General features: G+C 68.7%; 18 protein-coding genes and 1 pseudogene. 8 read left to right on the forward strand and 11 right to left on the reverse strand.

Features of this window, described 5'->3' with window-relative positions; translation table 11 throughout:
• Together Q0Q47_RS06150 and Q0Q47_RS06155 are read left to right on the forward strand one after the other, a co-directional pair.
• Positions 1 to 287, forward strand: a pseudogene (locus tag Q0Q47_RS06150) (methyl-accepting chemotaxis protein); the annotation flags it as partial.
• Between the two features lie 153 nt (positions 288 to 440).
• Positions 441 to 905: a chemotaxis protein CheW gene (locus Q0Q47_RS06155; protein ID WP_293855991.1), complete on the forward strand. Its 465-nt coding sequence runs from the start codon at positions 441 to 443 to the stop codon at positions 903 to 905.
• Positions 906 to 920: 15 nt separating this feature from the next.
• Here Q0Q47_RS06155 and Q0Q47_RS06160 read toward each other — a convergent pair whose 3' ends face one another.
• Entirely contained in the window at positions 921 to 1,886 is a 966-nt protein-coding gene (locus tag Q0Q47_RS06160; RefSeq protein ID WP_293855994.1) for a helix-turn-helix domain-containing protein, read from the reverse strand.
• On the opposite strand from Q0Q47_RS06160, the gene Q0Q47_RS06165 reads away from it, so the two are divergent.
• A complete protein-coding gene (locus tag Q0Q47_RS06165) occupies positions 1,873 to 2,220 on the forward strand; it encodes a hypothetical protein (RefSeq protein WP_293855997.1) in 348 nt (115 codons plus the stop codon). The two genes, Q0Q47_RS06160 and Q0Q47_RS06165, sit on opposite strands and share 14 nt — an antisense overlap.
• 113 nt (positions 2,221 to 2,333) lie before the next feature.
• On the forward strand, positions 2,334 to 2,540 hold the full coding sequence (locus Q0Q47_RS06170) for a hypothetical protein (protein ID WP_293856000.1): 207 nt from the start codon (positions 2,334 to 2,336) through the stop codon (positions 2,538 to 2,540).
• 49 nt (positions 2,541 to 2,589) lie between these two features.
• Here the strand turns inward: Q0Q47_RS06170 and Q0Q47_RS06175 are convergent, their stop codons facing one another.
• The 3 genes from Q0Q47_RS06175 to Q0Q47_RS06185 are packed head-to-tail and all read right to left on the reverse strand — an operon-like array spanning position 2,590 to position 4,869.
• Positions 2,590 to 3,774 (reverse strand): multidrug effflux MFS transporter, encoded by a 1,185-nt coding sequence (locus Q0Q47_RS06175; protein ID WP_293856003.1) that lies wholly within the window; start codon positions 3,772 to 3,774, stop codon positions 2,590 to 2,592.
• A 10-nt stretch (positions 3,775 to 3,784) separates the two neighbouring features.
• On the reverse strand, positions 3,785 to 4,309 hold the full coding sequence (locus Q0Q47_RS06180; protein ID WP_293856006.1) for a chromate transporter: 525 nt from the start codon (positions 4,307 to 4,309) through the stop codon (positions 3,785 to 3,787).
• Positions 4,306 to 4,869, reverse strand: a complete 564-nt coding sequence (locus Q0Q47_RS06185) for a chromate transporter (protein WP_293856009.1) — start codon at positions 4,867 to 4,869, stop codon at positions 4,306 to 4,308. The genes Q0Q47_RS06180 and Q0Q47_RS06185 overlap by 4 nt, the downstream gene beginning before the upstream one ends.
• A gap of 188 nt (positions 4,870 to 5,057) precedes the next feature.
• Here Q0Q47_RS06185 and Q0Q47_RS06190 point away from each other — a divergent pair, with 188 nt between their 5' ends.
• The 3 genes from Q0Q47_RS06190 to Q0Q47_RS06200 all read left to right on the forward strand — a co-directional run bounded on the left by Q0Q47_RS06190 (position 5,058) and on the right by Q0Q47_RS06200 (position 8,958).
• Entirely contained in the window at positions 5,058 to 6,395 is a 1,338-nt protein-coding gene (locus Q0Q47_RS06190) for an MFS transporter (RefSeq protein WP_293856012.1), read from the forward strand.
• A 101-nt stretch (positions 6,396 to 6,496) separates the two neighbouring features.
• The gene (locus Q0Q47_RS06195) at positions 6,497 to 8,134 is read left to right on the forward strand and encodes a PEP-utilizing enzyme (protein WP_293856015.1); all 1,638 of its coding nucleotides are present in this window, start codon (positions 6,497 to 6,499) and stop codon (positions 8,132 to 8,134) included.
• On the forward strand, positions 8,134 to 8,958 hold the full coding sequence (locus Q0Q47_RS06200; protein WP_293856018.1) for a PEP/pyruvate-binding domain-containing protein: 825 nt from the start codon (positions 8,134 to 8,136) through the stop codon (positions 8,956 to 8,958). The genes Q0Q47_RS06195 and Q0Q47_RS06200 overlap by 1 nt, the downstream gene beginning before the upstream one ends.
• Positions 8,959 to 8,982: 24 nt before the next feature.
• Here the strand turns inward: Q0Q47_RS06200 and Q0Q47_RS06205 are convergent, their stop codons facing one another.
• The 7 genes from Q0Q47_RS06205 to Q0Q47_RS06235 form a co-directional block, all read right to left on the reverse strand.
• Positions 8,983 to 9,750: an ABC transporter ATP-binding protein gene (locus Q0Q47_RS06205; protein WP_293856021.1), complete on the reverse strand. Its 768-nt coding sequence runs from the start codon at positions 9,748 to 9,750 to the stop codon at positions 8,983 to 8,985.
• Positions 9,751 to 9,754: 4 nt separating this feature from the next.
• Positions 9,755 to 10,585: an ABC transporter ATP-binding protein gene (locus tag Q0Q47_RS06210; protein WP_293856024.1), complete on the reverse strand. Its 831-nt coding sequence runs from the start codon at positions 10,583 to 10,585 to the stop codon at positions 9,755 to 9,757.
• 3 nt (positions 10,586 to 10,588) lie between these two features.
• On the reverse strand, positions 10,589 to 11,485 hold the full coding sequence (locus Q0Q47_RS06215) for an ABC transporter permease (protein WP_293856027.1): 897 nt from the start codon (positions 11,483 to 11,485) through the stop codon (positions 10,589 to 10,591).
• Positions 11,482 to 12,549: an ABC transporter permease gene (locus Q0Q47_RS06220; RefSeq protein WP_293856030.1), complete on the reverse strand. Its 1,068-nt coding sequence runs from the start codon at positions 12,547 to 12,549 to the stop codon at positions 11,482 to 11,484. Before Q0Q47_RS06220 ends, Q0Q47_RS06215 begins: the two co-directional genes overlap by 4 nt.
• A 3-nt stretch (positions 12,550 to 12,552) precedes the next feature.
• Positions 12,553 to 14,115 (reverse strand): ABC transporter substrate-binding protein, encoded by a 1,563-nt coding sequence (locus tag Q0Q47_RS06225; RefSeq protein WP_293856033.1) that lies wholly within the window; start codon positions 14,113 to 14,115, stop codon positions 12,553 to 12,555.
• Between the two features lie 129 nt (positions 14,116 to 14,244).
• Positions 14,245 to 15,240, reverse strand: a complete 996-nt coding sequence (locus Q0Q47_RS06230; RefSeq protein WP_293856036.1) for a hypothetical protein — start codon at positions 15,238 to 15,240, stop codon at positions 14,245 to 14,247.
• A complete protein-coding gene (locus tag Q0Q47_RS06235; protein ID WP_293856038.1) occupies positions 15,237 to 16,529 on the reverse strand; it encodes a sensor histidine kinase KdpD in 1,293 nt (430 codons plus the stop codon). Before Q0Q47_RS06235 ends, Q0Q47_RS06230 begins: the two co-directional genes overlap by 4 nt.
• A 31-nt stretch (positions 16,530 to 16,560) precedes the next feature.
• Between Q0Q47_RS06235 and Q0Q47_RS06240 the strand changes: the two genes are divergently transcribed.
• The gene (locus Q0Q47_RS06240; RefSeq protein WP_293856041.1) at positions 16,561 to 17,835 is read left to right on the forward strand and encodes an aminotransferase class I/II-fold pyridoxal phosphate-dependent enzyme; all 1,275 of its coding nucleotides are present in this window, start codon (positions 16,561 to 16,563) and stop codon (positions 17,833 to 17,835) included.
• The last annotated feature ends 55 nt before the right edge of the window (positions 17,836 to 17,890 follow it).

Here is a 17,890-nt window from a genome sequence, read left to right on the forward strand (position 1 = left end):
TGGACGAGATGACCCAGCAGAACGCGGCCCTGGCCGAGGAGAGCGCGGCTTCCGCCTCGTCGCTGTCGGACCAGATCACGCGCCTCAACGACCTCGTCGCGGCCTTCAAGGTCTCCGGAGCGGGCACGGGCACGTTCGGGACGCCCACGATCCCGCATGCGCTGCGCGAACGCGCCCAGCAGGCCTTCGCCGGGGCCAAGCCGCGTGCGGCGGCCAAGGCGCCTGCGAAGGCGGCTCCCGCCGCCGCCAAGGCTGCGTCCCGGACCGGCACCTGGGACGAGTTCTAGAGCGCAACGGCCTTTCGATCGAAACTGGGCACGATCCGGTAGGACTTTTGTGCGCACGCTGCGGAAGGCCGAAGGCCCGCCTTCCGCAGCAGGGTCCGCCTGGTCCCGCCGCGCGATGCGATCCCATCGGTCGGAGCCACACCGGAGACCACGATGAGCGCCGCTCTCAGGGACGACCTTTTCGCCGATCAGAATGCATGGGTGTCCCGCCAGGTCGTGACCTTCATGGTCGACAACCAGGTCTTCGCCACACCCATCGGGACCGTCCGGGAAATCCGGGGCTGGCAAGCCACCACCCCGCTGCCGAACGCCGAGCCGGGCGTGGTCGGCGTCCTGAACCTGCGCGGCGCGATCATTCCGATCTACGATCTGCGGCGTTGCCTCGGCCTGCAGCCGCATGACCGCCCGTCAACCTCGGTGACCATCGTCGTGGACACCGGTGAAAAGCTGGTCGGGATCCTGGCCGACAGCGTGTCGGACATCCTGGACGTGGCGCCGGAAGAGATGCGCGAGCCGCCGCTTCGTTCGTCGGGCGAAGGCTCGCCCCTGATCGTGAAGTTCATCGTCAAGGGCGAAACCGTCATCGCCCTCCTGGACCTCTCGGTCGTCGTTTCCTGACGCCGCGGCCGGCCGCTAGGCCGTGGCGCCGGTTCGGACGCCGGTGGCCGAGGGCCATCGCCCGTGGCGCGTCCGTTTTCGCAAATCCCGCGGCGCTTCTCCGAAGGTCTGCCTGAACAGGCTGGCGAAGCGGCCCATGTGCAGAAAGCCCCACGCCATGGCGATGTCGGCCAGCGGGATATCCGGGCTGTGCACGATGTCGTCCCGCGCGGCAGCCAGGCGGAAGCCGATCAGCGCCTGGACGGGCGTTCGGCCGCGATGCCGCTGAAAAGCGTATTGCAGGGACCGCACCGACACGCCGACATGCTCCGCCACCTCCGTGACCCCGATGGGCAGGTGGCAGTTGTGGCGCATGAAGTCTTCCGCCTCCCGCACGTAGCGCAAGGTCAGCAGCCCGTCGCGCTGGGTCAGTTGCTGGATCTGCGTCGTCCCGAGGGCGCCGATCGTGAGGTCGATGAAGCCGTCCCGGCAGCGGCGCATGGCGATGTCGCTCACGTCGAAGACGGGCGTGTGCTTCATCGACTCCACGATGATCGCGCCGAAATTGGCCATCGCCGATCCGAGGGCCGTGTTCCGGTCGACGGTCAGGGTCGCATCGCCGACGAGCTTCACGTTTCGCCCGGTGGCTCTGCCCAGATGCTGCTCGAGGGCCGGCGTTGAGATCATCAGGCTGATCTGCTGGCGCAGCGGTGACACGTTGAAGCGGCGAATGGCCCTGCCGCTCATGACGTGGATGGTGCTGTCCGCGCTCGTCACCACCTCGTCATGGGTCTCGATGTGCGTGGTGCCGGCCATCGGGATGAAGCACATCATCATGTCCGGCTCGGTCAGCATGTCGATCCTGAAGCCGGTCGACGTGGACTGCTGGCCGATCACGAAGTCCTGCCAGGCCAGGTAGTCGTACCGGGAGTCGAACAGGGCGCCGTCGTGAGCGGCCTGGACACGGACCGGCGCCGCGACCGCGCTGATGAGGTCCGACAACGCTTCCGGATCCTGTGAAATAAGGTGGTGGCGTCCGGTCAACCGCCTTGCAGTGGAAATACGCATCGTCTCTGGCAACCTGAACGTTGAAAAGGCGAAACATGCGGTCAAACGGCAAACGCCGCATATCCGCATTCAACAAGTTAAATTTATCCTAGATTGCGGTATGACAAGGTTCGGCAGCAAGATATTTTTCCGGTACAATTTCGCATTTGTGCTGGTTTTCGTGTTCGATCGATTTACGTCGAATAGTTTGAATATCTCAGGTCCGCGCTATTCCCCGGTGGACAATGCAGGCATGCATCACGCGGCCCGGTTGTTAAGCTGCTGGTGACAAGGCCATCATTCTGCGAACGGGATCACTGCTGCGTAACGATCCGGAGCGGATCGGCTTGCGGCGCGGTCATCCGCGCGGGATAGCGAAGGGAACGAACGGGAATTTTCTGCATGCTCAAGACTGCGTCAGCCCTGCTGGCCGCGGTGGCGATGGTGTGTGGTGTCAGCGCTCTGGCGCTCGGCCCCACCACCCGCGTCGGCCTCGTGCTCTTGGCGGGAGCTCTCTTTTTTGGATGGTTTTCCTTTGCCGCCCGGCCGCTGCGCCGGGAGATCGAAGACGCCGTTGCGGTGACCCTTCGGGAGCCGCTTCAGCGGTGAACATGTCCTGTCGGGGCCGGCTCGCTTTTGTGCCGGCCCCGACGCTCCATCACAGCTTGCGATAGGCGATCGCGGCCGCCGCCGCGCACGAGGCCATGCCGATGGCGGTCGCCAGCGGTGTTCCGTCGTGCATGAGCGGGACGATCACTCCGACGATCGCGCCGAACCCCAGGGAGCTCGCCGAGATCACCGACGAGGTGAGGCCGGCGATGTCGCCCATGGGTTCCAGGGCGAGCTGCACGGCATTGCCGCTGATGAGCCCGAACGACACCGTCGTCAGCACGACCAGGGTTAGGAAGACGGCGAGCGGCAGGTGCCCCGCCGCAGCCAGCAGCACGAGCAGCGCCGTGGTCGTGAAGCCCATGGCGAGGCCGAAGGTGAGCGGCCGCCTGGGATCGATGCCGCGCGCGTTCAGGCGCCCGTTCACGAAGCTGCCGGTCACGATGCCCGAGGCGGTGAGCGCGAAGGTCGCCCCGTACAAAGAGGGCGAGAGCCCGTAGACGCCCATCGCCACCAGGGGCGATCCGCTGACATAGGAGAACAGGCAGCCGAACATGAGCGTCTGCACCATGAGGAAGCGCCGGCTCTGGCGCGTGGTGAGCACCCGGGCGTAGTTGCGGGCGAGCTGGCGCGGCGACAGCGCATTCTGCGTGCCGGGCTTGAACGTCTCGACGTAGAACAGCGCCATCAGCAGGAAGGCGAGGGCCCCCGTGCCGGCCAGGAAGAGATAGCTGCTGCGCCAGGTTCCTGTGAGCAGGAGCAGGGTCGCGCCGATGGTGGGGGCCGTCAGCGGTGCCAGGAGCTGCATGACCGACACATAGGACTGCTTGGCGCGGGCCATGGGGCCGGTGAAGAGATCGCGGATGATCGCCGAGGCGACCGCGCGGCTCGCGCCCGCCCCCCAGCCCTGGATGAAGCGCCAGGCGACGAGCGTCTCGAAATCGCCCGCGAGCGCGCAGGCGACGCCGCCGATGGCGTAGATCGCCGTGGCGACGAGGATGATGGGGCGACGGCCGAACCGGTCGCTCAGGGGGCCGTAGACCAGCGGGGAGATGGCGAAGCCGGCCATGAAGGCGCTCAGCGTGAGCCCGATCTTGCCTTCCGGCACGCCGAGGCCAGCCGCGATCTGCGGCACGCCGGGCAGCGCGATGTCGGTGCCGAGTGCCGGGAGCCCGGCGAAGAGGGCGATCAGCGCGAGATAGCGGATGCTGTCCTGGGGCAGGGGCCTCGGCACGGGGCGGTCCTCAGAACGGCGACACGAGGCCGGCGACGGCACCGGCCGCGAGCAAGGCCAGTGGATGCAGCCGCGTGGCGAACGCGGCGACGCTCACGATCACGATGATCGCCACGTGCATCGCATCGGCGGCGGCGGCCTGGGACAGGATGAGCGCCGAGGCGGCCACGAGCCCGGCGGTGACGGGCAACAGTCCGGCCTGGATGATCGGCCGGAAGGGATGCGTCTTGAACCGCTCCCAGGCATGGACGCCGACGAGGGTGATGGCGGAGGAGGGGAGGAACAGGCCCCCGGCCGCGGCCAGGGCGCCCTTGAGACCCGCGACGTGCCAGCCGATGAGCGGACCGACCATCATGTTGGGGCCGGGGGCTGCCTGGGCCAGCGCGAACAGGGCGCCGAACTCCTGGGCCGTCAGCCAGCCTCTCTGGTCGACGAGCTGGCGCTGCATTTCCGGCAGGATGGTCGCCCCTCCTCCGAACGCCAGCACGGACAACTCGGCGAAGATCAGGAACACGACCCAGGTGGACACGGTCATCGGCGCATTCTCCAGGCCAGCGCGATGCTCACGGGGGCAATCACCAGCAGGGTCGGGAGCAGCGGCAGGCGCAGGATGGCGATGGCGCCGAAACACACGCCGGCGACCGCGATGGCCACCGGCTTGCCCTTGAGCGGAAGAGCGATCTTGGCGGCCGTCGCGACGATCAGGCCGGCGGCTGCCGAGGCGAGGCCCGCGAAGGCGTGCTGGACCGCCGGATCCTCGCCGTATCGCGCATAGACCGAGCCGAGCGCGATGGCGATGGCGGTCGGCGCGGCGATGAGCCCGATGAGGGCCGCAGCGGCCCCGGCCGGGCCGCGAAACCGCATGCCGATCGCGACGGCGACGTTGATCACGTTGCCGCCCGGCAGGAACTGGCACAGGCCGAGAAGGTCGCTGAACTCGGCGCCCGTCAACCATCTCCGCTTCTCGACGACCATGTGGCGGGCCATGGGCAGGACGCCGCCGAAGCCCGTGAGCCCCAGCATCAGGAAGCTCGTGAACAGCGAGGCCACGCCCGGGGCCTCGGGCGCAGGCTCTGTGGGGGACGCTGCGGTCATGGACGGCACTCGTGGCAGGTCTGCCGGGACTAGTGCATGGGGGCGTCCGCGACAAGACGGCGCGTCGCGATGCAGGGTCCAGCCGGGCGCGACACTGCGCAGCGTCGCCGCTTGACCGCTCCCGTGCCACGCCACACCCTGACGCCCCGCCCTCGTCCAGCCCTCGTCCCCTGCCGGTCCCGCTTCCCGTGAATCCCGTTCTTCTCGCCGCGCTGCTGCTGGCCAGTTCCCAGGCCCCGCTGGGCTCCACCCTGATCGCCGTGGCCCTGCCCAGCCTGTCGAGCAGCCTCGGCGCGGACGCCGTGCAGGCCTCCACCCTTCTGGTCGCCAGCTATCTCGTCGTGACCGTCCTGTTCCAGGGGCCGGGCGGCCGCCTCAGCGACGCGCTGGGCCATGCCCGTGCGCTGTGGATCGGCATGGGGCTGTTCGCCCTCGGTTCGCTGGGCGGCCTCGTCAGTCCCACGCTCTGGCTGCTCGCCCTGTCGCGCTCCGTGGCGGCGGTGGGAGGGGCGCTGGTCGTGCCTTCCACCATGGCGCTCATGCGCCTTGCCGTGCCGCCGGAGCGCCGCGGCCGCGTGTTCGGCACCTTCGGGGCCGTCATGGCGCTCGCCGCCGCCGTGGGGCCGGTCCTGGGCGGCGAGATCGTCAGCCTTTTCGGATGGCGCGCCGTGTTCCTGGCCAGCCTGCCCTTCCTCGCGCTCGCGGCGCTGCTCTTCCGGCTCTTTCCGCTGCCCCGGTCCACGCCCTCCGGCAGCGCCGTCGCGGGTCTCGACTGGATCGGGCTCGCCCTGCTCGCCGTCAGCTTGATCGCGCTCGTGGGCAGCGGCCGTTCCTCCGGCCCGCTGCGCTATCCGCTGCTCGCGGTCGGGCTCGTCGCCGGCGCGGTCTTCGTCCACCGCCAGTGGCGTACGGCCCGACCCGTCCTGGACGTGCGGCTCCTGTCCAACCCGGTCATGGCGGGCGCATCGGCCATCATGGGCCTCCAGAACTTCGCCATGTACGGGCTCATGTTCCAGCTGCCGCTGTTCTTCGAGCACCTGCGTGGCGTGCCGCCGCGCGAAGTCGGCTACGGCCTCTTCGCGATGATGATCGGCATGGTCGCGGCCTCGCCGATCGGAGGGCGCCTCACCGACAGGTTCGGTCCGCGGACGACCGGGCTGGCCGGTGCGGCCGTGATGGCCGTCGGATGCGTGGGGATGATCAACGTCGGCTGGTTCCAGGTGCCCCGCGACGCGATGCCCTGGCTGTTCCTCGCCGGTGCCGGACTGGGGCTCAGCTCGGCGCCAGCCCAGTCGAGCGCGATGGCCTCCATTCCCGGCGAGCGCGCCGGAATGGCCGCCGGCCTCAGCTCCACGATCCGTTACCTGGGCGGGATCTCCACCATCATCGTGCAGGCGATCGTCCTGGGCGGGGGAGACGCGACGGTCACCCTCGGCGAGCATCGGGCCATGATCGTCCTCTACGCGCTCTCGGTGCTGCTGTCGCTCGCCGCGGCGACGCTGCTGCCGCGCCGCAGCCAGGCCTGATTCCTCGTATTCACAGACATGTGTTGTGCGTTACCGCACATCCAAATGACACCCGCACGCTGTCATGAAACCGTCATGGAAATGAAACGGGAGGTTTCGTGATGGCTGGTGCGTCGACGACGGGTCTTGCTGACTTTGCTCCACCCGGCCCGGGGACGTGGCTCCTCGACGCGGTCCACATGCCGCGGCCGTTCACCCGGTTCCAGCAGGCGATCCATCCGCCCGCGCTCGACGCGGGCTTCCGCGAGACGATGGCCCGCTACGGCGTGCTCGTGGCGACCCTCGACTACAAGTTCATCAACGGGCTCGGCTACTTCCAGCCCGTCCCCGCGCCTCCCGAGGAAATCCCGGCCCGGATCGCGGCGGCGCAGGCCGCCGTCGAGAAGCGGATCTGGCGGGCCGACCTCGACCGCTGGCTCCACGAGGTGAAGCCGGCGTCGATCGTCAGCAGCATGGCGCTGCAGCGGATCGACCCCGCCGCGCTGGGCGACGCCGCGCTCCACGAGCACATCGGCGCCTGCATCGCCCACCTCTCGCGGATGGTGCGCCAGCATCACTCGTTCAACGGGGCGGCGATCCTGCCCGTGGGTGACTTCATCGCCTCCGTCGTGGAGTGGAGCGGCCAGCCCGCAGGTCAGTTCCTGAGCCTGCTGCGAGGCGCCGCTCCGGAATCGGCCGGGTCCTTCCCCGAGCTCGACTCGCTCGTCGAAGCTCTCCGGTCTTCCGCGTCCGGCCGCGAGATCCTGTTCTCGGGCGATGCCGGCGCGGCACTGTCCAGGCTTCGGGCCGCGCCCGGCGACGTCGGCGCGGCGGCGACCGCCTATCTGGACCTCGTCTCGTGGCGGCTGCTCGACAGCCTCGACGCGGGGGACCCGACGGCGATCGAGATGCCGGAGGTCCTGGCGAGCGGGATCCGGCGTGCCGTGGAGGACGGCGCCCCGGCCGCGGCCCATGCCGGCAAGGGCGAGGAGGCTCGGCTGCGCGACCTCATTCCCGATGGGCACAAGGCCGCCTATGACGACCTGCTGGCCGAGACGCGGATGCTGTCGCGCCTGCGCGACGAGCGCGGCCTCTACAGCGACGTGTGGGCCGCGGGTCTCGCGCGACGCGCGCTGCTCGAGGCGGGCCGCCGGCTCGTCGAGGCCGGCCGTCTGCACGAGCCGGCCCATCTCATCGAGGGCGATCCCGCCGAGATCGACGGCCTCATCCGCGGCCGTGGCGGTCCGGATGCGGACGAACTGGCGGAGCGCTGCGACGTCCGCATGTCCCTGCGCGCCACCGACGGCCCGCCCTTCCTGGGCGAACCGCCGCATCCTCCGCCCCCGCTGGACGGCCTGCCGCCGGCAACGGTGCGCATGATGCGGGCGCTCGGCACGGCCATCGACGCGATCTTCGCGCCCTCGCACGCCGCCAGCGAGGACGGCATCGTCCGCGGGACCGCCGCCAGCCCCGGGACCTACAAGGGCACGGCCCGGCTGATCGCAGGGCCGCACGAGTTCACGCGCATCCAGCGCGGCGACGTGCTGGTGACGGCCACCACGACGGAGGCGTTCAACATCGTGCTGCCGTTGCTCGGCGCCATGGTGACGGATGCGGGCGGACTGCTGTCGCACGCCGCCATCGTCAGCCGCGAATACGGCATCCCGGGCGTGGTCGGCTGCCTCGACGCGACGGCCCGCATCCCGGACGGCGCGACCGTGTCGGTCGACGGCACGACCGGAGAGGTTCGGGTGCTCTGATGGCGGTCGTCGCGCTGCGCGAGGCCGTGGACGTCAGCGTCTTCGGCGGCAAGGCCGTCCAGCTCGGCACCGCGCTGCGGGCCGACCTGCCGGTGCCCGACGGCCATGCGATCGCGGCTCCCGCGGTCGAGGCTATCGTGAGAGGGGACCGGTCGCTCGAGGACCGGTTCCTGCAGGTGGCCTGCGCCATGGACGGCCCGGTCGCGGTGCGATCCTCGGCCATCGGCGAGGATTCCGCCGAGGCGAGCTTTGCCGGCCAGCACGCGACGAAGCTCGCCGTCCGCGGTGCCGAGGCGGCACTCGCCGCGCTGCGCGAGGTGTGGGAATCGGGGCGCACCGAGTCCGCGCTCGCCTATCGCCGCCGCATCGGGGCCGGGGAGGAACCGCAGGTCGCGGTCGTGCTGCAGCGGCTGGTGCCCGCCGACGTCTCCGGCGTGCTCTTCACCTGCGATCCCGTCACGGGGGCCGATGAGATCGTCATCGAGGCGGGATGGGGCTTGGGCGAGGGCGTCGTGCAGGGGCTGGTCGTTCCCGATCGTTTCCGCATGTCCCTGGACGGTCAGGTCAAGGAACGCACGCCCGGCATGAAACCCACGGCCGTGCGCATGGCCGAGGACGGCGGCACGACGACCGAGACCCTGCCGGCGCCCCTCGCGCGGCGCCTCTGCCTTGGGTATCCCGAACTGCGCAAGCTCCACGCGCTCGCGATGCGGTGCGATGCGGTCTACGGCGCCGGCCCGCACGACATCGAGTGGGCGATCCAGGACGGCACGCTGTTCCTGCTGCAGCGCCGCCCGGTCACGCGGCGCGGTGGAGTGGGGTAGGGGCATAACCGTGCCGACGCTCTCCTAGCCCGGCCGGTCTTCCCCGTAGGCGTCGCTCGCCTGCAGGAGCTTCGCCGTATAGGGGTGCCGCGCGATGCCGGCCGCGAGGTCGTCGGTGGCGATCTCCTCCACCAGGACGCCACCGGCCATCACGGCCGAGCGGGCGCACATGTGGGCGATGACTCCGAGGTCGTGGCTGACCAGCAGGAAGGTGAGCCCGCGCCGGTCGCGCAGGTCGCTGAGCAGGTTCAGGATTTCGGCCTGCACGGAGACGTCGAGGGCCGAGGTCGGCTCGTCGAGGAGAAGGATCTCCGGGTCGAGCATCAGGGCGCGGGCGATGGCCACGCGCTGGCGCTGGCCGCCGGAGAGCTGGTGCGGATAGCGCCAGCGGTGGACGGCGCCGAGCCCCACGGCCTCCAGTGCCCTGGTGGCCCGCGCCTCGCCGTCGGCCAGACGGTGGATGCGGGCGGGCTCCATGAGCTGCGACCAGATGGTCTGGCGCGGGTGCAGCGAGCCGTAGGGATCCTGGAACACCATCTGGCAGCGCCGGCAGAAGGCGGCGTCGCGCGTCGTGCCGAGGGGCACGCCGCCGAGGTGCACGGTCCCGGCGGAGATCGGCGCGAGCCCCGCGATGGCGCGCAGGATGGTGGACTTGCCCGAGCCGGACTCGCCGACGAGCCCGAAGGTTTCGCCGGGCTGCACCGAAAAGCTCACATCGTCCACGGCGCGGCGGGCATCGGCGTCCTCGCCGTAGCGCACCACCAGTCCCTCGACCTCGATCAGCGCGGCCATGGGCTCACCAGTTCGGATCGCGCTGCATCGTGGGCAGGCGCGGGCGGCGGGCGTGGATGCGCGGCAGCGCCTCCAGCAGGCCGCGGGTGTAGGGATGCGTCGCCTGGCCGAGATCGCCGGCGGCGAGTTCCTCGACGACGCGGCCGCGATACATGATCAGCACCCGGTCGCAGAACCTGCGGACGAGGTTGAGGTCGTGGCTGATGAAGATGAGGCCGAGACCGCGCGTGGCGACGAGGTCGTCGAGCAGGGCCAGGATCTCGAGGCGCACGGTAACATCGAGGGCCGAGGTGGGCTCGTCGGCGATGAGGGCCTGCGGCTCGGCGACGAGCATCATGGCGATCATGATGCGCTGGCCCATGCCGCCCGACATCTCGTGCGGGTACATCCCGAAGACGCGCTCGGGATCGCGGATCTGCACGGTGCGCAGCATGGCGATGGCCCGCTCGCGCGCCGTCGCGGCGCTCGCCTTCACGTGCAGGCGATAGGCCTCGGCGATCTGCTCGCCCACGGTGACGACCGGGTTCAGCGAGTATTTCGGATCCTGCATGATGAAGCCGATGCCGCGACCGCGGATCTCCTCCATGCGGCGCTCGGAGGCTTTCTGCAGGTCTTCGCCGGCGAAGGCGATGCGGCTCGCCGACAGGCGCGCGCCGGCCGGCAGGAGCCGCATGATCGAGCGCCCGGTGAGGCTCTTGCCCGAACCCGACTCGCCGACGATGCCGAGCTTCTCGCGGCCGAGGTCGAAGGAGATGCCGCGCACCACCTCGATCGGTCCCGACGCGCCGCCGAAGGCGACGCGCAGGTCCTTCACGCTGATGAGGGGCTCGGCCATCGCTCAGCCCTGCCGCGGGTCGAGGGCGTCGCGCAGCGCGTCGCCGACGAGGTTGAAGGCGAGGCTGACGACGAGGATCGCGACGCCCGGGAAGGTGACGACCCACCAGCTGTCCAGCATGAAGCGGCGGCCGGTCGAGACCATGGCGCCCCATTCCGGTGTCGGCGGCTGGGCGCCGAGGCCGAGGAAGCCGAGGCCCGCGGCGGTGAGGATGATGCTCGCCATGTTGAGCGTCACGCGCACCACGACCGAGGGCAGGCACAGCGGCGTGACGTGGCGCAGCACGATCCGGGCGGGCGAGGCGCCCAGCAGGCGCACCGCGGCGATGTAGTCGCTGTTGCGCAGGCTCAGCGTCTCGGCCCGCGCCAGGCGCGCGATGGGCGGCCACTGGGTGAGCGCGATGGCGAGGATGGCGTTCTCCAGGCTGGGGCCCAGCGCCGCGACGAAGGCGAGCGCCAGGATGAGGCTGGGGAAGGCGAGGAAGAGATCGGTGACGCGCATGAGCACCGCGTCCGCCCAGCCGCCGGCGTAGCCAGCCACGCAGCCGACCGCGAGCCCGATGGGGGCCACGACGATGCTGACGATGGCGATGATCGACAGCGTGATGCGGCTGCCCCAGACGAGCCGGCTCCAGATGTCCCGGCCGAGTTCGTCGGTGCCGAGCCAGTGGGCGGCGGACGGCGCCATCAGGCGCGCGGCGAGATTCTGGTCGTTCGGCGGATGCGTCGCGATCCAGGGCGCGAAAAGCGCCGTGCCCACGAGCAGGAGGACGACCGCGAGCCCGATGAGCCCGAGCGGGTTGGAGGCGAAGCGGCGCCAGGCCCGCCAGGCGTTCTGCGCCACGGCCTGGCCGCGCGTGGCCGCGACGTCGTCATTGAGCCAGGCGGCGAGCGCGCTCATCGCGTCCTCGGGTCGAGCAGGCGGTAGAGCATGTCCGAGAGCAGGTTCAGGCCGATGAACAGGCAGCCGATGATGAGGGTGCAGGCGACGACGACGTTCATGTCGCCGATGACCAGCGCGCTGGTGAGGTATTGCCCGAACCCCGGCCAGCCGAACACCGTCTCGGTGAGGACCGCGCCCTCCAGGAGGCCGCCATAGGACAGCGCGACGATGGTGACGACCTGCACGCGGATGTTCTTGAAGGCGTGGCCCCAGATCACGCGGCTGCGCGGCGCGCCCTTGGCGCGGGCCGCGACCACGTATTCCTGCGACAGCTGCTCCAGCATGAAGCTGCGGGTCATGCGGCTGATGTAAGCGATCGAGGAATAGGCCAGCACGGAGGCCGGCAGCACGATGTGGCGGAAGGCGCTCCAGAACACGTCCATGTCGCCGGCCAGAAGCGAGTCGACCAGGAGCAGCCCCGTCACGTTGGGCACCATGTCGACGTAGAACAGCTCGACGCGGCCCGAGCCGCCCACCCAGTCGAGCTTGGCGTAGAAGATGATGAGCCCGACCATGCCGAGCCAGAAGATCGGCGTCGAATGACCCATCAGCGACAGGATGCGCACGACGTGGTCGGCGAGACGGCCGCGGTTCACCGCCGCGAAGACGCCGAGCGGCACTCCGATGCCTGCCCCCAGCACGATGGTGACCGTGGCGAGCTCGATGGTGGCGGGCAGCACGCGGCCGATGTCCTCGACCACGGGACGGCCGGTCAGCAGCGTCTTGCCGAAATTGCCGTGGGCCAGCTGGGTGAGGAAGATCCAGAACTGCTCGAGGATCGGCTTGTCGAGGCCGAGCTCGGCCTTCACCTTCATGTAGGTGGCGTTGTCGGCGTCGGCGCCGACGACCGCGAGGACGGGATCGACCGGCAGCAGCCGGCCGATGACGAAGGTCAGCAGCACGAGCAGGAACAGCGTGACCAGCGCGCTGCCGACCGTGCCAGCGCCCCGGCGCAGGCGGCGCCAGGGCAGCAGGGTCGGCGAAGGGGCGCGGGCGGTCCCGGCAGGGGCGTCGACGGCCATGCCTCAGTCGGTCTTGTCCACGACGTCCCAGCGCACCATCCAGGTGGCGTCGCCGACGTAGTTCTGGACGCGCTTCAGCTTGGCGTAGGGATCGACGCGCTGCGACACCGGGATGACGGAGGGCACCGCCTCCTCGCTCTTCTTGACCACCTCGGCATAGAGCTTGGCGCGCTTGGCCTCGTCGGTGATCGAGGCGGCCTCGTCCATGAGCTTGGTCACCTCCGGCACGTACCAGCTGCTGCGCCAGGCGAGCAGGTTGGAGAGCTTGGCGGCGTCCGTGTTGTCGGGGTTGTAGACGTGCGTGCGCAGCCAGCCGTCGGGGTCCGCCTGCACCGCGGACGAGGACCGGCCGAGGCCCGACTCGAACTGCCGGTTGCGCATCGGCCCGTAGGTCTGGTCGCCGTTGCCGGCGCGGATGTCGAGCTGGATGCCGGCCTTGGCGAGGCTCGCCTGGATGGCGGTCGAGATCTCGGCGTAGGGCGGCGAGGACAGCGTCAGGAAGGTCTTCTTGAAGCCGTTCGGGTAGCCCGCGGCGGCGAGGCCCGCCTTGCACTTGTCGAGGTTGTACTCGTTGCCGACGCCCTCGACATAGCCGGGGATGCCCTTGGGGATGTAGCTCACGGCGGGCAGGCCGTAGTTCTGCATCAGGTTCTTGTTGACGCCGTCATAGTCGATGCAATAGCGGATCGCCTTGCGCACCTCCGGCTTGGCGAAGTCCGGGTCCTTCAGGCTCATGATGACGAAGTAGTAGCCCGCGCCCGGGATCTTATCGATCGCGATGTTCGGGTTCGAGGCCAGCCCGTCGATGTCGGCCGAGGAGAGCTGGATGCCGACGTCGAGGTCGCCCTTCTCCAGCTGCAGGCGCTGCGTCTGCGACTCGGGCAGATGGCGCACGACGACGCGCTTCATCTTCGCCGCGCCGTGCCAGTAACCGTCGAAGCGGTCCATCAGCACGATGTCATTGGGGTTCCAGCGCACCAGCGAGAAGGGACCCGATCCGGCCGAGTTCGACGCGAGCCAGCCGCGACCCATGTCGCCGTCCTTCTCGTTCTTGAGGACGGTCTCCTTGTCGAGCACCGCGCCGACGGCGCGCGCGATCGTGTAGAGCTTCAGCTTCGGCGCGATCGGCATGGCCGGGTCCATGACGAAGGTGTCGGTGCCCTCCGCCCGGAACTTCTCGTCGACGTTCTTGGCCGTGTAGCCCCACTCGGTGAAATAGGCGGCGCCCAGGAGACCGAGCTTCACGGCACGGCGGAACGACCACACCACGTCCTCGATGGTGACCGCGCGGCCGGAATGGAACTTCGCACCCTGCTTCAGCTTGAACTTGATGGTCCCGTCGGGAAGCTCCTCCCAGGAGGTCGCGAGCCACGGCAGGATCTTGGCCGGGTCCTTCGGGTCGGTGCTGATCAGCGTGTCGTAGACGTTGGCCAGGATGTGGTGGGACTCGTAGGAGTTCATGTTGTGGGGATCGAGGCTCGTGAGGTTGGCCATGTTCATGCCAACGATGAGCTGATCCTTGGGGGTCTTGGCCTGGACCGGTGTCCAGACCAGGGCTGCCGCCATCGCCGCGCCTGCCGACGCGGCAAGCCAACCATGTCCTCGTCTCGCCATTCCAGACGTCCTCCGCTTCGTTTGTCGCTTTGACTTGTACGATAAGCGGACGAATGGTCGCTGGCAATGTGGGCGGGCTCGCTAGGTCAGGAACGAGCGCACGAGCCCCCTGTAGCTGCTCCAGGAGCCCTGTGGGACGAGGCCGGCCGAAGGGACGAGGTCAGGAGCGATGAGGGCCCACACGAGCGATCCGTGTCGGTTCGCAGGGAAGACGAAGCGCGCCAGGTCGATCTCGTCGCGCTCGATCTGCTGGATGGCGTCGGCGAGATTCCAGACCAGCATCCGTCCTTCCGCGAGCCCCAGTCGCTCCGGCTCGAGGGTCCCGACGTCCGTGAGGATCTGCGCCGAGCGGATCTGCTCGTCCGCGTCGTCGACGAGCAGGAAGCGATAGTCTCCCTGGTCGTTGATGAGCAGGAACCCCGGCGCCGCAGCATCGAAGTAGTGCTCGCAGAACGGGAATATCCGCGAGATCTGGCCCAACAGAGACCAGAGATCGTGACGCTCGAACAGGCCGCGGCTGGCGGGCTTCAGGATGGCTTCGAAGCGGGCCGTGCGCTCGAGCGCCTGAGACGTGCCCAGGTCCTCGATCATGCGGGCGAGCTTCGCGATCACGTCGGGGTCGTTCTTTTCGACGTAGCGGTCGATCGTCCCGTCGTTGAAGGCGGCCACGGCTTCGCCGTCGTTCATGCGCCCGCTCAGAAGGATCGTCTTGACGCCCATCGCGCGGGCCTGGGCGCAGAAGGTCGTGCCCGGCATCGCCGGCATGACCTGGTCGACGATCGCGACCGTCACCATGGCGAAGCGCGACGCCGTCCGGACGAACCGCTCCAGCGGATCCCTGCGAAGCGCCACGGCTTCCGCGATGCCGGCATCCTCGGTCGTTCCGACGGCCACGGGGCCACTGCCGACGGCTTCGGCCACCGTATGCAGATGGCGCAGCGCGGGCCCGGGCGCGGTGAACGCCACGACCGCGCTCGGCTCCAGCGCTTCCGCCAGCGAGCGGACAAACGTCTCGTCGTCGTCGAGGAGGAGGACGGTGCCCGGCAGGTTCCAGGCGGCGCGGGCGGTCACGCTCATGCCGACACCCTCGGCGGCGGCAGGGTGATCGTGAACTCCGCGAGGGCGCCCGGGCGCGACCGGCAGGCGATGTTGCCCCCGAAGGCCCGCGCCACGCGCCGGCAGAACAGCAGGCCGAGGCCCGCCCCGCCCGACGTCTGGCTGGCGAACTCGGTGAACAGCCGTCCCGCCATCCGGGGATCGATGCCGCCGCCGGAGTCGCGCACGACGATCTGGTTCGCCTGGCCATCGTTGACGAGCCTGATCTCGACCGTGCCGCGCTGGACGGCTGAAACGGACGTCAGGGCGTTCTTGACGAGGTTCATGAGCGCGTGCACCAGGAGCACGTCGTCCCCCCAGTAGTGGAAGTCGCTCTCGACGTCGGCCGTGACGAGCGCCCGTTCCTTCGGCGAGAAGGGATAGCGCGCCAGCGCTTCCTCGACGGCCGCACGGGCGGAGTGCCTGTCGAACCGGCCCGGATCGATGCGCTCGCTGGTCACATTGCGCAGCAGCGTGTCGATCACGTGGGTCGCCTTGAGGAGATGATGATCGATCCGCGCGAAGACCTGCCGGAGATCCTGCTCGGCTTGTCCAAGGCCGACAATTCGACGGCTGGCTGTGGCGACGTCGAGCCGCGTGCCCAGCAGGGGCGTGCGCAACTCATGCGCGATGCAACTGGCCAGCGCGACCGAGCGCACGCGGTTGCTCGCGATGGTTCGGGTCTCGGCCGTCCGGAACAGCAGTCCTCCCGCCACGGCGAACGCCATCACAGGCACGGACGAGACCCATTCATGGGCCTGTGCGCCCTGGGCCGGATCGAAGGCGTGCAGGCCGAAGGCGGCCGAGACGCCGACGACCAGCATGACGAGATAGTTTCGCAGCTCGCAAATCCACGCGAGGTAAAGCAATGCACAAACGCAGGATTGTATCCACACTGGCGCTGCGCCGTTTTGCAGCATCATGTAGAAGAAGAAGAATGGCAAATTGAAAACGATGCAAACATACGTCACATAATAGAAGAATTCACTTCGTTCTTGTCTCTTTTCCAGAAAAAGACACGTGGCCACGAGTGCTGCGCACATGATGCGCAGGGGTGCGGATTCGTATGATTGCGGAAATACATCCGACCATATGAAATAATAGGCGAGGTGGCCAAATATGGCGAATACGCCAATGGTTCTCAATTTGGTGATCGTGTCGTCTATACTTTCCTTGAATTGCAGCCAGAACGCAAATTTCTGTGCATTCCAAAGATGACGGGGCGCGCCGCTCCAGTTTTCCGCGGCTAGTATCGAGGTCGTAGGAAGCATTTTGGCTTCTGATCTACCGAGGAACATTGCCATGACCAATCAATTGCAAAAAAAGGCTTTGTCTTATGACCTTGCGCCAACGCCGCAGGATCCCGCCCACATCCGCGCGCTGACCGACGAAAAAGTCGACCTCCACACCAACACACATTGGGGTCGCGACGCCATCACAAATCGCACGAGCCGCGGCTGGAGGGTCATCCTGAACACGAACGACTATCTCGGCCTGGCCCGCCATCCCCGCGTCGCGATTGCCAAGGCTGCCGCGTTGCTGGAGACGGGACACGGCGAAGCGGTCTCGCGAGTGTTCATCCAGGATCGCGACGACGCCCATCGCACCTTCGAACGGCGTTTCGCGGCGCTGATCGGGGCACAGGACGCGGTGCTCGTGATGTCGGGATACAATGCGAACACGAGCATCGTGCAGGTGTTCGCCCGGCCAGGCTCACCGGTCTACCTCGACATGCGGGCCCATGCTTCCCTGTGGGAGGGTGTGCTGTGCGCCCGGGCGAGGGCCATACCCTTTCGCCACAACGACCCGGCCGATCTGCGGCGCAAGATCGCCCTCGGCGGCCCGGGCCTCGTGATCGTCGATTCCCTGTACAGCACCGACGGGAGCGTCTGCCCGCTGATCGAGATCGTGGAGCAATGCGAAAGGGGGGGCTGTGCCATCGTCGTCGACGAGACTCATGCCTTCGGATGCCATGGTCACGAGGGCGGGGGTATGGTGTCCGCGCTCGGCCTGACGGACCGCGTGCACTTCCGCACGATCGGCCTCTCCAAGGCCGTGGCCGCCCGTGGTGGAATCGTCGCGGGCTCCGCGCGGAACATGGAGCTGTTTCGCTATGAAGCGAGGCCGCTGATCTTCTCGACCACCGTTCTGGGATACGAGATCGCCGGCTTCAACGCGGTGCTCGACCTGGTGCGGGACGAGCCCTGGCGGGCCGCGCGGCTCCACCGCAACCACGCCCGCATGAAGGAAGACCTTCAGGCCTGTGGGTTCGACGTCGCGGCGAGCGAAAGCCAGATCCTCGCCATCGTGACCGGTGCCCCCGACAACACGATCGCGTTCAGACGGCATCTCGATGCCCGGGGCATTCGCGCCGCGGTGTTCGGCCCACCCGCGACGCCACCGCAAGGATGCCTGCTGCGGATGTCGCTCAGCGCCATGCTGACGGATGACGACATCGCTGCCACGGTCGAAGCCTGTCGCGATGCCCTGTCGGCCCTCGACATGCGGGGCTGGCCGTGCGTTCGCCAGCAGGATGGCGCGGCGTCGGGGCGGCGCCTGCGTGGGGCTGCGTCCTGACGCAGCCTCGTAAAACGCGTTCGGCCTGTGACCGGTTCGCCAACCCGTCACAGGC

The organism is uncultured Alsobacter sp., from assembly GCF_945952055.1.
Classification (GTDB): domain Bacteria; phylum Pseudomonadota; class Alphaproteobacteria; order Rhizobiales; family Beijerinckiaceae; genus Alsobacter.

Excerpts from the sequence above, each read along its gene's own strand:
- Q0Q47_RS06230 (WP_293856036.1), bottom strand. The coding sequence starts at position 15,240 with ATGAGCGTGACCGCCCGCGCCGCCTGGAACCTGCCGGGCACCGTCCTC.
- Q0Q47_RS06220 (WP_293856030.1), bottom strand. The coding sequence starts at position 12,549 with ATGGCCGTCGACGCCCCTGCCGGGACCGCCCGCGCCCCTTCGCCGACC.
- Q0Q47_RS06225 (WP_293856033.1), bottom strand. The coding sequence starts at position 14,115 with ATGGCGGCAGCCCTGGTCTGGACACCGGTCCAGGCCAAGACCCCCAAG.
- Q0Q47_RS06205 (WP_293856021.1), bottom strand. The coding sequence starts at position 9,750 with ATGGCCGCGCTGATCGAGGTCGAGGGACTGGTGGTGCGCTACGGCGAG.
- Q0Q47_RS06155 (WP_293855991.1), top strand. The coding sequence starts at position 441 with ATGAGCGCCGCTCTCAGGGACGACCTTTTCGCCGATCAGAATGCATGG.
- Q0Q47_RS06240 (WP_293856041.1), top strand. The coding sequence starts at position 16,561 with ATGACCAATCAATTGCAAAAAAAGGCTTTGTCTTATGACCTTGCGCCA.
- Q0Q47_RS06210 (WP_293856024.1), bottom strand. The coding sequence starts at position 10,585 with ATGGCCGAGCCCCTCATCAGCGTGAAGGACCTGCGCGTCGCCTTCGGC.
- Q0Q47_RS06185 (WP_293856009.1), bottom strand. The coding sequence starts at position 4,869 with ATGACCGCAGCGTCCCCCACAGAGCCTGCGCCCGAGGCCCCGGGCGTG.
- Q0Q47_RS06165 (WP_293855997.1), top strand. The coding sequence starts at position 1,873 with ATGAGGTCCGACAACGCTTCCGGATCCTGTGAAATAAGGTGGTGGCGT.
- Q0Q47_RS06180 (WP_293856006.1), bottom strand. The coding sequence starts at position 4,309 with ATGACCGTGTCCACCTGGGTCGTGTTCCTGATCTTCGCCGAGTTGTCC.
- Q0Q47_RS06235 (WP_293856038.1), bottom strand. The coding sequence starts at position 16,529 with ATGCTTCCTACGACCTCGATACTAGCCGCGGAAAACTGGAGCGGCGCG.
- Q0Q47_RS06200 (WP_293856018.1), top strand. The coding sequence starts at position 8,134 with ATGGCGGTCGTCGCGCTGCGCGAGGCCGTGGACGTCAGCGTCTTCGGC.
- Q0Q47_RS06215 (WP_293856027.1), bottom strand. The coding sequence starts at position 11,485 with ATGAGCGCGCTCGCCGCCTGGCTCAATGACGACGTCGCGGCCACGCGC.
- Q0Q47_RS06195 (WP_293856015.1), top strand. The coding sequence starts at position 6,497 with ATGGCTGGTGCGTCGACGACGGGTCTTGCTGACTTTGCTCCACCCGGC.
- Q0Q47_RS06170 (WP_293856000.1), top strand. The coding sequence starts at position 2,334 with ATGCTCAAGACTGCGTCAGCCCTGCTGGCCGCGGTGGCGATGGTGTGT.